This is a genomic window from Pseudomonas sp. Irchel s3a18 (genome assembly GCF_900187535.1).
Taxonomy (GTDB): Bacteria; Pseudomonadota; Gammaproteobacteria; order Pseudomonadales; family Pseudomonadaceae; genus Aquipseudomonas.
The window spans coordinates 44,942-57,990 of record NZ_FYDV01000011.1 but is presented as its reverse complement, the minus strand read 5'-3'; the positions used below and the strand labels follow the sequence as shown (position 1 = coordinate 57,990).

16 protein-coding genes are annotated in these 13,049 nt (G+C 61.1%); 8 read left to right on the top strand and 8 right to left on the bottom strand.

Annotated features, from left to right (window positions below):
- Positions 1–73: 73 nt before the first annotated feature.
- The 3 genes from ctaD (at position 74) to CKW29_RS16225 (ending at position 3,208) form a co-directional block, all read left to right on the top strand.
- On the top strand, positions 74–1,660 hold the full coding sequence (ctaD, locus tag CKW29_RS16235; protein ID WP_095147039.1) for a cytochrome c oxidase subunit I: 1,587 nt from the start codon (positions 74–76) through the stop codon (positions 1,658–1,660).
- Positions 1,661–1,729: 69 nt separating this feature from the next.
- Positions 1,730–2,287 (top strand): cytochrome c oxidase assembly protein, encoded by a 558-nt coding sequence (locus CKW29_RS16230; RefSeq protein ID WP_095080898.1) that lies wholly within the window; start codon positions 1,730–1,732, stop codon positions 2,285–2,287.
- 33 nt (positions 2,288–2,320) lie between these two features.
- Positions 2,321–3,208 carry a cytochrome c oxidase subunit 3 gene (locus CKW29_RS16225; RefSeq protein WP_095080896.1) on the top strand — a complete coding sequence of 296 codons (888 nt, stop codon included), beginning with the start codon at positions 2,321–2,323 and terminating at the stop codon, positions 3,206–3,208.
- 6 nt (positions 3,209–3,214) lie between these two features.
- Here CKW29_RS16225 and CKW29_RS16220 read toward each other — a convergent pair whose 3' ends face one another.
- On the bottom strand, positions 3,215–3,418 hold the full coding sequence (locus CKW29_RS16220; protein WP_095080895.1) for a twin transmembrane helix small protein: 204 nt from the start codon (positions 3,416–3,418) through the stop codon (positions 3,215–3,217).
- 70 nt (positions 3,419–3,488) lie between these two features.
- Between CKW29_RS16220 and CKW29_RS16215 the strand changes: the two genes are divergently transcribed.
- Genes CKW29_RS16215 through CKW29_RS16195 form a run of 5 tightly spaced genes read left to right on the top strand, consistent with a single transcriptional unit; the run spans position 3,489 to position 7,394 of the window.
- A complete protein-coding gene (locus CKW29_RS16215) occupies positions 3,489–4,229 on the top strand; it encodes an SURF1 family protein (RefSeq protein WP_095148830.1) in 741 nt (246 codons plus the stop codon).
- Positions 4,195–4,785 carry a hypothetical protein gene (locus CKW29_RS16210; RefSeq protein ID WP_095147080.1) on the top strand — a complete coding sequence of 197 codons (591 nt, stop codon included), beginning with the start codon at positions 4,195–4,197 and terminating at the stop codon, positions 4,783–4,785. The genes CKW29_RS16215 and CKW29_RS16210 overlap by 35 nt, the downstream gene beginning before the upstream one ends.
- 10 nt (positions 4,786–4,795) lie before the next feature.
- On the top strand, positions 4,796–5,875 hold the full coding sequence (locus tag CKW29_RS16205; RefSeq protein WP_095147041.1) for a heme A synthase: 1,080 nt from the start codon (positions 4,796–4,798) through the stop codon (positions 5,873–5,875).
- Positions 5,863–6,762, top strand: coding sequence for a heme o synthase (gene cyoE / locus CKW29_RS16200; protein ID WP_095147042.1), 900 nt, complete (start codon positions 5,863–5,865; stop codon positions 6,760–6,762). The genes CKW29_RS16205 and cyoE overlap by 13 nt, the downstream gene beginning before the upstream one ends.
- On the top strand, positions 6,759–7,394 hold the full coding sequence (locus CKW29_RS16195) for an SCO family protein (RefSeq protein WP_095147043.1): 636 nt from the start codon (positions 6,759–6,761) through the stop codon (positions 7,392–7,394). The genes cyoE and CKW29_RS16195 overlap by 4 nt, the downstream gene beginning before the upstream one ends.
- A 111-nt stretch (positions 7,395–7,505) precedes the next feature.
- On the opposite strand, the gene CKW29_RS16190 is transcribed toward CKW29_RS16195, so the two are convergent.
- The 7 genes from CKW29_RS16190 to CKW29_RS16160 all read right to left on the bottom strand — a co-directional run bounded on the left by CKW29_RS16190 (position 7,506) and on the right by CKW29_RS16160 (position 13,020).
- Positions 7,506–8,279 carry a MetQ/NlpA family ABC transporter substrate-binding protein gene (locus tag CKW29_RS16190; protein WP_095147044.1) on the bottom strand — a complete coding sequence of 258 codons (774 nt, stop codon included), beginning with the start codon at positions 8,277–8,279 and terminating at the stop codon, positions 7,506–7,508.
- Between the two features lie 63 nt (positions 8,280–8,342).
- Complete coding sequence (locus CKW29_RS16185) at positions 8,343–9,017, bottom strand: methionine ABC transporter permease (protein ID WP_027616612.1); 675 nt, start codon at positions 9,015–9,017, stop codon at positions 8,343–8,345.
- Positions 9,017–10,024 (bottom strand): methionine ABC transporter ATP-binding protein, encoded by a 1,008-nt coding sequence (locus tag CKW29_RS16180; protein ID WP_095147045.1) that lies wholly within the window; start codon positions 10,022–10,024, stop codon positions 9,017–9,019. Before CKW29_RS16180 ends, CKW29_RS16185 begins: the two co-directional genes overlap by 1 nt.
- Positions 10,025–10,226: 202 nt before the next feature.
- The gene (locus CKW29_RS16175) at positions 10,227–10,934 is read right to left on the bottom strand and encodes a PA5502 family lipoprotein (RefSeq protein ID WP_095147046.1); all 708 of its coding nucleotides are present in this window, start codon (positions 10,932–10,934) and stop codon (positions 10,227–10,229) included.
- A 37-nt stretch (positions 10,935–10,971) separates the two neighbouring features.
- Positions 10,972–11,760: a zinc ABC transporter permease subunit ZnuB gene (gene znuB / locus CKW29_RS16170; RefSeq protein WP_095147047.1), complete on the bottom strand. Its 789-nt coding sequence runs from the start codon at positions 11,758–11,760 to the stop codon at positions 10,972–10,974.
- On the bottom strand, positions 11,753–12,538 hold the full coding sequence (znuC, locus tag CKW29_RS16165; RefSeq protein WP_095083462.1) for a zinc ABC transporter ATP-binding protein ZnuC: 786 nt from the start codon (positions 12,536–12,538) through the stop codon (positions 11,753–11,755). Before znuC ends, znuB begins: the two co-directional genes overlap by 8 nt.
- Positions 12,538–13,020, bottom strand: a complete 483-nt coding sequence (locus tag CKW29_RS16160; protein WP_095083460.1) for a Fur family transcriptional regulator — start codon at positions 13,018–13,020, stop codon at positions 12,538–12,540. Before CKW29_RS16160 ends, znuC begins: the two co-directional genes overlap by 1 nt.
- Positions 13,021–13,049: the final 29 nt, after the last annotated feature.

Here is a 13,049-nt window from a genome sequence, read left to right as displayed (position 1 = left end):
TGCGCGTTCCCGTGAAGGTTTGGGGCGCAATGCGCCCGAGCCGCCCAGCCCATCCGATTCCAGGAGTCAGGACATGAGTGCAGTGATCGATGACCATGGCCATGCGGACCACGCCCACGGTCCTGCCAAGGGCTTGATGCGTTGGGTACTGACCACCAACCACAAGGACATCGGCACATTGTATCTGTGGTTCAGTTTCATCATGTTCCTGTTGGGTGGCTCGTTTGCCATGGTGATCCGCGCCGAGCTGTTCCAGCCCGGCCTGCAGATTGTCCAGCCGGAGTTCTTCAACCAGATGACCACCATGCATGGTCTGGTGATGGTCTTCGGTGCGGTGATGCCCGCCTTTGTCGGCTTGGCCAACTGGATGATTCCGCTGATGGTCGGCGCGCCGGACATGGCGTTGCCGCGAATGAACAACTTCAGTTTCTGGCTGCTGCCGGCGGCGTTTTTGCTGCTGATCTCGACGCTGTTCACGCCGAGTGGCGGACCGAACTTCGGCTGGACCTTCTACGCGCCGCTCTCCACGACCTATGCGCCGGAAAGCGTGACCTTCTTCATCTTTGCCATTCACATGATGGGGATCAGTTCGATCATGGGGGCGATCAATGTGATTGCCACCATTCTCAACCTGCGTGCGCCGGGCATGACCTTAATGAAAATGCCGCTGTTCGTCTGGACCTGGCTGATCACCGCGTTCCTGTTGATTGCGGTGATGCCGGTGCTGGCCGGCTGCGTGACCATGATGCTGATGGACATCCATTTCGGCACCAGCTTCTTCAGTGCGGCCGGTGGTGGTGATCCGGTGCTGTTCCAGCACGTGTTCTGGTTCTTCGGCCACCCGGAGGTGTACATCATGATCCTGCCGGCCTTCGGTGCCGTCAGCGCGATCATCCCGACCTTCTCGCGCAAGCCGCTGTTCGGCTACACCTCGATGGTCTACGCAACGGCGAGTATCGCCTTCCTGTCGTTTATCGTCTGGGCCCATCACATGTTCGTGGTCGGTATCCCGCTGGTGGGCGAATTGTTCTTCATGTATGCGACGTTGCTGATCGCGGTGCCCACCGGGGTCAAGGTGTTCAACTGGGCCAGTACCATGTGGCAAGGCTCGCTGACCTTCGAGACACCGATGCTGTTTGCGGTGGCGTTCGTGATTCTGTTCTCGATCGGCGGCTTCTCCGGGTTGATGCTCGCCATTGCCCCGGCGGACTTCCAGTACCAGGACACTTATTTCGTGGTCGCGCACTTCCACTACGTGCTGGTGCCAGGGGCGATCTTCGGGATCTTCGCTTCGGCGTATTACTGGCTGCCGAAATGGACCGGCCACATGTACGACGAAACCCTCGGCAAGCTGCATTTCTGGTTATCTTTCATCGGCATGAACATGGCGTTCTTCCCGATGCACTTTGTCGGGCTGGCGGGGATGCCGCGGCGGATTCCCGACTACAACCTGCAATTCGCCGACTTCAACATGGTGTCGTCCATCGGTGCCTTTACCTTCGGGGCCACGCAAATCTTCTTCCTGTTCATCGTGATCAAGACCATTCGCGGCGGTCCTGCGGCCCCGGCGAAACCCTGGGAAGGTGCCGAAGGACTGGAGTGGAGCATTCCGTCACCGGCCCCGTACCACACCTTCACCACACCGCCGGAAGTGAAATGAACAGCGTTGGCCTTGTGGTGACGGGCTCGCCCGCTTCTTCCACAGGGTTTTGTGTGGAGGACGTACACCATGGCTGACTCGATCTCGATGAAGAAACTGGTCACCCGCTTGTTGATGGTGGTGGTGGCGATGTTTGTCTTTGGCTTTGCGCTGGTGCCGATCTATGACGTGATGTGCAAGGCGCTGGGTATCAACGGCAAGACGGGTGGGCAGTATCAGGGCGAGCAACAGGTCGACGCGTCGCGGCAGGTGCGGGTGCAGTTTCTGTCGACCAATGCCATCGACATGGTGTGGGAGTTCTATCCCAAGTCCGACGACATTGTGGTCAACCCCGGTGCGGTGAACGAGATGATCTTCATCGCACGCAACCCCAGCCAGCACCCGATGAGTGCCCAGGCGGTCCCGAGTATTTCACCGAGCAGTGCGGCGATGTACTTCCACAAGACCGAATGTTTCTGTTTCACCCAGCAAGTGCTGCAGCCCGGTCAACAGATCGAGATGCCGGTACGTTTCATCGTTGACCGCGACATGCCCAAGGATGTGAAGCACCTGACGCTGGCTTACACGCTGTTCGATATCACCGCGCGTCATCCGCCCGTGGCTGTAACTGAAAAGACCGGTGGCTAGACGTTCAAGCGTGCCCGATAAGGAGAACAATAAATGGCAACTCATGAGCATTATTACGTTCCCGCCCAGAGCAAATGGCCGATCATCGCCACGGTCGGCATGTTCGTCACCATGTTCGGTCTCGGTACCTGGTTCAACGACCTGAAGGCGGTGCGCCCCGAGTCCCATGGCCCGCTGATCTTCTTCGTGGGCAGCCTGTTGCTGGCCTACATGCTGTTCGGCTGGTTCGGCACCGTGATCAAGGAAAGCCGTGCGGGGTTGTACAGCGCCCAGCTGGATCGCTCGTTCCGTTGGGGCATGAGCTGGTTCATCTTTTCCGAGGTGATGTTCTTCATCGCGTTCTTCGGTGCGCTGTTTTATGTGCGCACCATTGCCGGTCCGGCGCTCGGTGGCGAAGGCACCAAAGGCATTGCCCACATGCTCTGGCCGAACTTCGAATTCACTTGGCCGCTGCTCAGCAACCCCGACTCGACACTGTTCCCACCTCCCCGGGAAGTCATCAGTCCATGGGGGCTGCCGCTGCTCAATACCGTCATTCTGGTGAGCTCCAGCGTCACGGTGACCATTGCCCACCATGCCTTGAAAAAGGGCCATCGTGGCGCGCTGAAAGTCTGGCTGGCGCTGACGGTACTGCTGGGGTGCGCATTCCTGGGCTTCCAGGCCGAGGAATACATCCACGCCTATCACGAACTGGGACTGACCCTGGGTTCGGGTATCTACGGGGCCACCTTCTTCATGCTGACCGGCTTCCACGGCGCCCACGTGACCATCGGCACGATCATTCTGTTCGTGATGCTGATGCGGATCATGCGCGGGCATTTCGATGCCGACCATCAGTTCGGCTTCGAGGCCGCGAGCTGGTATTGGCACTTCGTGGACGTGGTGTGGATCGGCTTGTTTGTCTTCGTCTATGTGCTCTGACACCGGCTACCAGGGGACGTGAGAAACCAGCTGGCCACTGAAGAAGCCCCAGGCGATCAGGCCGAGGGTAATGGCGGCCAGGCTGACGCGAACACTCAGGGCGATGACCAGGCGATTGGAGTGGCTGTCGTCCTTGACCAGAAAAAACAGGCCGCTGAACAGGCTGACAACCGTGGCAATCAGCATCAGGACGATGGCTGCTTTGAGCATGCTGTGACTCCGGGGGAAACGCGATGTATTTGAGTATAGCGAGCTCACCCGCTGACTTTGCGGCGCTGTCATGAAAGGTTTCCGGCCGGGGTTCGTACCGACACTGGTGGTGGCGCTGTTGCTGCCCTTGCTGGTGTCGCTGGGATTCTGGCAATTGGGTCGTGGCGAGCAGAAACAGCAATTGCTCGAAAGCTACGCCGAGCGTCGGACAGCCGAGCCGGTGCCTGTCGCTCGGTTGCTGGACAACCCGGACCCTGCCTTCCAGCGGGTATGGCTGCACGGTCATTTCGACGCCGAACACAGCGTGCTGCTGGATAACCGCCAGCGTGACGGCAGGGTGGGTGTCGAGTTGCTGCAACCGTTTCTCGACCAGGCCAGCGGCCAGTGGCTGCTGGTCAATCGTGGCTGGCTGCCATGGCCGGACCGGCGCGTGCCGCCTGTGTTCAGCACCCCGGAACAGGAGTTGGATCTGGTCGCGTGGGTCTATGTCGCGCCCGGTGCAACCTTTCAATTGCAGGCCGATCCGGCAGGTGCGAACTGGCCCCGGCTGGTGACGGCGATCGAGCCGGGCAAGCTGTGGCGTGAACTTGACCGCCGTGGTTTTACCTATGAACTACGGGTTCAAACAGGTCCTGCGTCCTACCTGGCGGATTGGCCAGTGGTGGCCATGGGGCCGGAAAAACACCTCGGTTATGCCGTGCAGTGGTTCGCCCTGGCGTTCGCCCTGTTCGGTCTCTATCTGTACCTCGGATGGCACAACGCAAGGGAGAAACACCATGGGAGCGGCCATGAATCCACCCAACATGTCTGAAACAGGTGCGCCACAGCGTCGTCGCGGGCGCTGGCAGTTGATCCTGATTGTACTGATGGTGGTCGGTCCGATGATCCTCGCCACGGGCATGTACAAATTGCAGTTCTGGGTACCGGAAGGTCGCAGTTATCACGGCGAGCTGATTGGTAACGGTCAGAGTCGTGCCGAGCTGGGCGTGCAGGCGGACGAGGTTCGCTGGCAGCTATTGGTCACCGCGCCGCAGGAGTGCTCGGTGGATTGCCAGCAACTGGTGTACCTGGCCCGGCAGATCCAGGTCGGCCTGGGGCGCGAGGCCTCGCGCGCCAGCCATGCACTGGCCGTCGCGCACCCGCTGAGCGCCGACTACGACGCCAAGCTGAGCCGTGAATACCCGCAATTGCAGCGTTATCCACTGGACCTTTCGACCTACACTAAAACTGTTCAGGGCAAAGGTCCGGCGCAGCTGTGGATCATCGACCCGCACGGCAATCTGGTACTGCGCTACGGTCCCACCGTCAAAGGCAAGGACCTGCTCAACGATCTGCGTCATCTGTTGAAACTGTCGAATATCGGATAAGGGCTTCGTCATGGCCAAACCTGGATTTCGCCTTGCGCTGTTTGCCACCTTGCTGGCACTGATTGTCGTCTTGCTGGGCGCCTATACCCGGTTGACCCACGCCGGCCTGGGTTGTCCCGACTGGCCGGGTTGCTACGGCTTTGTCAGCGTGCCGCAAAGCGAAGCCCAACTGGCCCATGCCGAACGGCATTTTCCCGATACACCGGTTGAGGCCCACAAGGGCTGGAACGAGATGATCCATCGCTACTTCGCCGGCACCCTGGGGCTGCTGATCGTGTTGCTGGCGGCACGCGCCTGGACTCATCGCCATCATCAGGACCAACCCCTGAAGCTGCCGTTGTTCTTGCTGGTGGTGGTGGTCGCCCAAGCCGCCTTCGGCATGTGGACCGTGACGCTCAAGCTCTGGCCACAGGTGGTGACGGGGCATCTGCTGGGTGGTTTTGCCACCTTGAGCCTGTTGTTCTTGCTGACCTTGCGCCTGTCTGGCGTCTTGCCGGCGTTGATCGTGCCGCGACGCCTGCAGTATTGGGCGACGGCCGGCTTGCTGCTGGTGATCGGCCAGATCGCCCTGGGTGGCTGGGTCAGTTCCAACTACGCGGCGGTGGCCTGTATCGACTTCCCCACCTGCCACGGGCAATGGCTGCCACCGGCTGATTTCGCCAACGGCTTTCACCTGACCCAGCACATCGGCCCCAACTACCTGGGCGGGCAACTGGACAGTGATGCGCGCACGGCCATCCACCTGACGCACCGGATCGGCGCCTTGCTGGTCACCCTGGTGTTATTGGGCCTGGCCTGGCAACTGCGGAGCGTTGGCATGACCCGGCTTGCCGGGTTGGTGCTGGTGGCGCTGGCGGCACAGATCACCCTGGGCATCAGCAACGTGCTGTTTCACCTGCCCTTGCCCGTGGCCGTTGCCCATAACGCCGGTGGCGCGGCGCTGCTGCTGAGCATGGTGCTGGTCAATTATCACGCACGAACCAGTCTGGTCCGGGTCAAGCAACAAGCGCTCGGGCGCTGGCGCCTGAGCCCTCGTAGGCACACCGCTGGGCCCATCACCATAAAAGGAGAAATGCCATGGCGACTCTGATCGGCGAGCGTCACAGTCAGGCAACCTGGCGTGACTATCTGGAGCTGACCAAACCCAAGGTGGTGGTGTTGATGCTGATCACCTCGCTGGTGGGCATGTTTCTCGCCACGCGTGCGGGAGTGCCGTGGACGGTGCTGGTGTTCGGCAACCTAGGGATCGCCCTGTGCGCCGGTGGCGCGGCGGCGGTCAACCATGTGGTGGATCGGCGGATCGACGCGGTCATGGCCCGCACCCACAAGCGGCCATTGGCCGAAGGCCGGGTGTCCCCCGCGGCCGCGCTGACGTTTGCGTTGATCCTGGCGGTGAGCGGGCAGGCCGTGCTGCTGGTGTTCACCAATCCGCTGACAGCGTGGCTGACCCTCGCGTCTTTGCTGGGGTATGCGGTGGTCTATACCGGTTTCCTCAAGCGTGCGACACCACAAAACATCGTGATCGGCGGGCTGGCCGGTGCCGCGCCGCCCCTGCTCGGCTGGGTGGCGATCACCGGGCATGTCAGTGCTGAGCCCTTGCTGCTGGTGCTGATCATCTTCGCCTGGACCCCGCCGCATTTCTGGGCGCTGGCGATTCATCGCAAGGAGGAGTATGCCAAGGCCGACATACCCATGCTGCCAGTGACCCATGGCGAGCACTACACCAAGGTCCACATCCTGCTCTACACCTTCGTCCTGCTGGCGGTGAGCCTGATGCCCTATGTGATCCACATGAGCGGCCTGCTTTATCTGGCCTGTGCCCTGGGCCTGGGCGCGAGGTTTCTGCAATGGGCCGTGGTGCTGTACCGTGGCACTCGGCCGCATGCGGCGATCAATACCTTCAAGTACTCTATTTACTACTTGTTCCTGCTGTTCATCGCCCTGCTCGTAGACCACTACCTAATGTTGAACCTATGACACGAACCCAGAAAACCGTCTTCATACTTGTTGCCCTGATTGCGCTGGTGCTGGGGCTGACCATCAACAAAGTGCTGAATGGCAAGGGGCAGGGCGATCCCACTGCGTTGATCGATGCCGGGATCATCCTGTTGCCGCAAAGCCGTAACCTGCCGGACGTGCAGATGACCAACCAGGACGGCCAGCCGGTCACGGTCAACGAATTGAAGGGTAAATGGAGCCTGGTGTTTTTCGGCTACACCTTCTGCCCGGACATCTGCCCGACCACCTTGGCGCAGTTGCGCCAGATCAAAGGCGAACTGCCGGCCGATGCGGTCGACAAACTGCAGATCGTCCTGGTCAGCGTCGACCCGAACCGCGACACGCCCAAGCAGCTCAAACAGTACCTGGGCTATTTCGACCCGCAGTTCATCGGCCTGACGCCGAACTCGGTAGAGGAGCTGCAAAAAGTCGCCAACGCGATGAGCATTCCGTTTATCCCTGCCGACACCAGCAAACCCAACTACACCGTTGACCACAGCGGTAACCTGGCGGTGATCGGCCCGGATGGCACCCAGCGCGGCTTCATTCGTGCGCCGTTGAATAACCAGAAGCTGGTGGTGCAACTGCCGGAGATGCTCAAGCGTCAATAAGGCGACACGTAATCTGTGGGAGCGAGCAAGCTCGCTGTCACAACGTCAGTGTTTCAGGCAAAAAAAATGGGGCGCAATGAATGCGCCCCATTTTTTTGTTAAAGCGTCAGATCAGAACGCTGGCAATACCGCGCCTTTGTACTTCTCGAGAATGAACGCTTTCACTTCTGGCGTATGCAGGGCTGCAATCAGCTTCTTCATGGCCTCGCTGTCCTTGTCGTCCGGACGGGCAACCAGGATGTTCACGTAAGGCGAGTCTTTGCCTTCGATGGTCAGCGCGTCCTTGGACGGGTCAAGCTTGGCTTCCAGCGCGTAGTTGGTGTTGATCAGCGCCAGGTCGACCTGGGTCAGCACGCGCGGGATGGTCGCGGCTTCCAGTTCACGGAACTTCAGGCCCTTGGCGTTCTCGGTGATGTCCTTGACGGTCGACAGGATGTTGTTCGAGTCCTTCAGCTTGATCAGGCCGGCCTTGTCCAGCAACAGCAGCGCGCGGCCACCGTTGGTGGCGTCGTTCGGGATAACCACGGTGGCGCCGCCTGGCAGGTCAGCCAGTGCCTTGAACTTGCTGGAGTAAGCGCCCAGCGGTTCGATGTGCACACCGGCCACGCTCACCAGGTGAGTGCCCTTGGCCTTGTTGAACTCATCGAGGTACGGCTGGTGCTGGAAGAAGTTGGCATCCAGGCGTTTTTCGGCCACCTGTACGTTCGGCTGTACGTAGTCGGTGAAGACCTTGACCTTGAGGTCCACGCCTTCCTTGGCCAGGGCTGGCTTCACGAATTCGAGGATTTCCGCGTGCGGTACCGGAGTCGCGGCGACCGTCAGGGTTTCAGCGGCATTGGCGGCGAACGAGGCAACGGCAGCGAACGCGACGAGTAGTTTTTTCATTCAGCAAACTCCTTTTGAGGCGCCCTTTTCGGGCGCCTGCCAGCGTGATGCCGGCGATTGCATTTATTTTCGGGAAAAGTGCACCACCAGCTTATCGCCGACGGTTTGCAGAACCTGGACCAGCACCAGCAGCAACACCACGGTCACCACCATCACATCCGTCTGGAAGCGCTGGTAACCGAAGCGGATCGCCAGGTCACCCAGGCCACCGGCGCCCACCACACCGGCCATGGCCGTGTAGGACACCAGCGTGATCGCAGTCACCGTGATCGCCGCGAAGATGCCCGGACGGGCTTCCGGCAGCAAGGCGTTGGTGATGATCTGGCGCGTGGTCGCGCCCATGGCCTGGGTCGCTTCGATGATGCCGCGATCGACTTCACGCAGGGCGGTTTCCACCAGGCGGGCGAAGAATGGCGTCGCGCCAACCACCAGAGGCGGGATCGCGCCACCGACACCCAGCGAGGTGCCGGTGATCAGTACGGTGAACGGGATCATCACGATCAACAGAATGATGAACGGCAGCGAGCGCAGGATGTTCACGATCAGCGACAGCAGCGCGTAAACACCTTTGGCTTCCAGCAACTGGCGTGGGCTGCAAAGGAATAGCAGGACGCCCAGCGGCAGGCCGAGCAATACGGTGAACAGCAGCGAGCCACCGAGCATCAGCAAGGTGTCGCCGGTGGCCAGCCAGATTTCATACCAGTCGATATTGGCGAAGAAACTTGTCAGCAGTTCCATTAGCGCAGCACCTCCATGTGGACATCCGCTGCGGTGAAGTGGGCAAAGGCCGCTTCCATGTCACCGCCGGTGATGGCCAGGGTCAGTTGCCCGTAAGGGACGTCTTTGATGCGGTCGATACGGCCGGCGAGGATGCTGTAGTCCACCCCCGTTTCGCGGGCGACGGTGCCCAGCAAGGGTGCGTAGGTCGAATCACCCTGGAAGGTCAGGCGCACGATACGGCCCGGCACGTGCGCGAAGTCATCACGCTGCTCGCTTTCGTCGATGTGCTCGTCTTCCTGAACAAACCGCTTGGTGGTTGGATGCTTGGGGTGCAGAAACACCTCGGCCACCGGACCCTGTTCGACGATCGAGCCGGCATCCATCACGGCCACTTGATCGCAAACGCGACGAATCACGTCCATTTCATGGGTGATCAGCACGATGGTCAGCTTCAGCTCGCGGTTGATCTCGGCCAACAGTTGCAGGACCGACGCAGTGGTTTGCGGGTCCAGGGCGCTGGTGGCTTCGTCGCACAGCAGGATTTTCGGCTTGGTTGCCAGGGCGCGGGCGATGCCGACGCGCTGCTTCTGGCCACCGGACAACTGCGCCGGGTACTTCTTGGCGTGGTCGGACAAGCCTACCCGCGCCAGCAACTCGGCCACGCGCAGGTCGATCTCGCTGCGCGACAGCTCGCCGGCCAGATTCAACGGCAGGGCCACGTTGTCCGCGACTGTCTTGGAGGCCAGCAGGTTGAAGTGCTGAAAGATCATCCCGACTTGTTGACGGAAGCGGCGCAGCGCATTGGCGTCCAGCGCGGTGACTTCCTCGCCATCCACGGTGATCTTGCCGCCGCTGGCATCCTCCAGGCGGTTGATCAGGCGCAACAGGGTACTTTTTCCCGCGCCGGAATGGCCGATCAGGCCAAACACCTGGCCGTTCTCAATCGTCAGACTGGTCGGGTTCAGTGCGGGAATATCCTTACCGGCAACGCGGTAGGTTTTATGGACGTTTTGAAACTCGATCACGTAGCGAACCTTGTGGGGCGCGTTGGAAAAGGATCAGCGGTTAGCCGGGCGGGCATTTTAGCGTGTCCGTATAGAGGTTCTTAGCATTTATTTTGCGTTCGTCATGCCATTTGGCGATAACGAAACAACCGTAAATGCACAAGATCGCCGCGTGGCCAGCGTGTTCTTCTCGATGAAGACGCTGGCCACGCGGCGATCTCACTTACGGTTTGCGCGGTGACAACACCATTTGCGCCGGGACGTGCCGCAGGATTTGTCGCTCGATGTCCAGGTCGAAGCCTGGGTCCAGCTTTTGCACACGTTTGGTCAGCAACGTGGCCAGCCAGGGGTAATCCTCGGTGCGCGGGGCCTGGATGCTCACGTCGCACTGGTAATTCACCACGTCAGCGGCAATCGCGTCGAGTTGCCGGCGTAGTTGCTTGCTATCGGTGATGTTCAGCGCAATTGTTGTGCTTTCAGCCGTTGGGTCGATGACTTTGGCAACCGGTTTGGCGGCGGCTGCCTGGAGGGCGGCCTCGGCTTTTTCCAGCTCGGCTTTACGGGCTTGGGTGATAGCGCCGTTGACACCACCGGTCAGTGCCGGGGCCTTGGGCATCAGGACACGAGCCCGGCTCAGGGCCGTAGCGGCGGCATTGACATCACCTTTTTGCAGCATGATCTGGCTGCGTTGCAGATAGGCTTCGGCGAGTTGTCGTTGGTAGGGCTCCAGCGACGGATCATTGGGTGATTGCGCCTGTAGGGCGGCCAATTGATCTTCGGCAGTGGCCAGCTCACTGCTGGCCAGGCTTTGCTCCAGCTGCGCGATTGCCGGCGCCCGCGCGTCCGGGGCCTCGGGGGGCGGTGTGCTCTGGCAGGCACCCAGCAGCAAAAATGCAACAAGGAGCAGATAACGGGAGGCGAACGGCTTCATTCCTGCGACTCTCTGATTGCGCAAAAAACGAGCAAGTCTACACCCCTCGACGGGGCAGGACAAAACTCAGCAAAAACAGCGCGGCGGCGGCGACCACAATCGATGGGCCAGCCGGCGTGTCCTTGAACCACGACAGCGCCAGGCCACCGCAGACCGCGAGTATACCCAGCAAACTCGCGCCCAAGGCCATCTGCTCGGGCGATCGCGCGTGACGCTGTGCCGCAGCCGCCGGAATGATCAGCAACGAAGTAATCAGCAGCACGCCGACGATTTTCATCGCCACCGCGATCACGACTGCAATCAACAGCATCAAGGCCAGGCGCAGCCCGGCTACGGGCAAGCCTTCGACCCTGGCCAGCTCTTCATGCACGGTAATCGCCAGCAGCGGTCGCCACAGCGCCACCAGTAACAGCAGAACCGCTGCGCTGCCGCCGAGAATCCACGCAAGATCGCTAGGGCTGATCGCCAGCAGGTCGCCGAACAGGTAAGCCATCAGGTCGATCCGCACTTCATGCATGAAGCTTAGTACCACCAGGCCCAGAGAGAGCGTGCTCGGTGCAAGAATCCCCAGCAAGGTGTCGGAAGCCAGTGGCTGGCGCTGTTGCAGGGTCACCAGGAGCACGGCCAGCAACAGGCAGCCGACCGTGACCGCGATGGTCGGGCTGACATCCAGCAAAAAGCCCAGCGCCACGCCGAGCAAGGCCGCGTGGGACAAGGTGTCGCCAAAATAAGCCATGCGCCGCCAGACCACGAAGGATCCCAGGGGGCCCGCGACGACAGCCAGGGCCAGGCCTGCAAGCAGGGCATACAACAGAAAATCAGCCATGCTTGCAGCCATCTCCGTGAACGTGGGTGTGAGCGGACGGTGCCGCGCTGACCACCGAGCCATGCAGGTCGTGGGCATGGTCGTGATGGTGGTGATAGATCGCCAGGCTTTGCGCGTTCTTGCCGAACAGTTCGACGAACGCCGGATCGCCGCTGACCTGCTCGGGATGTCCGGAGCAGCAGACGTGGCGATTGAGGCAGACCACCTGGTCGGTGGTGCTCATCACCAGGTGCAGGTCGTGGGAAACCATCAGCACGCCGCAGCCGTGGCGATCACGCAGGCGCGTGATCAGGCTGTACAGCTCGGCTTGCCCGGCCACGTCGACGCCTTGCACCGGTTCGTCGAGGACCAGCAACTCCGGCTCGCGCAGCAAGGCACGGGCCAACAGAACGCGCTGCATTTCACCGCCAGAGACGCTCTGTACCGGGCTGTCGATGACCTGTTCGGCACCGACTTCCTTGAGTGCGGCCAGGGCCCGGGCGCGATCGACGCCGGGGACCAGGCGCAGAAAACGCAGTACCGACAGCGGGAGGGTCGGGTCGACGTGCAGTTTCTGCGGCATGTAGCCGACTCTCAGCTTTGGCTTGCGCCATACGCTGCCGCTGTCGGGCTTGAGCAGGCCGAGCACGGCACGCACCAGGGTGGTCTTGCCGGCGCCGTTGGGGCCGATCAGAGTGACAATCTGTCCCGGCTCGACACTCAGCTCGATGTTGTCCAGCACGGTTTGCCCGGCAAAGGTCACCGCAACTTGCTCAAGGCGGATCAACGCTGTGCTCATCAAGCCCCCTGGCAACCGGCGCAGAGACCGACCACTTCGACGGTCTGGCCTTCAACCACGAACCCGACGTCGCTGGCGCTGTGGATGATGGCGTCGCTGATGGAGGTTTGCTCCAGCTCGATGGCGGCATGGCACTCGCGGCAAATCAGGAACTGCCCCTGATGGGCGTGCCCCGGATGGTTGCAGCCGACAAAGGCGTTGAGCGACGAGATCCGATGCACCAGGCCGTTATCCAGCAGGAAATCCAGGGCGCGGTAGACCGTCGGCGGTGCTGCGCGGCGGCCATCCTGCTCGCTGAGCACCGCCAGGATGTCGTAGGCCCCCAGCGGCTTGTGGCTTTGCCACACCAGTTCCAGTACCCGCCGACGCAATGCGGTCAGGCGCAACCCTTGGCGTGCGCAGATGGCATCGGCCTCGGACAGTGCGCTGTGCACGCAATGTGAGTGGTCGTGGGGACGGCTGGCGAGCGGTGTGATAGGCATGAGCGGCGACGAGTTTTGTGAGAGACGTT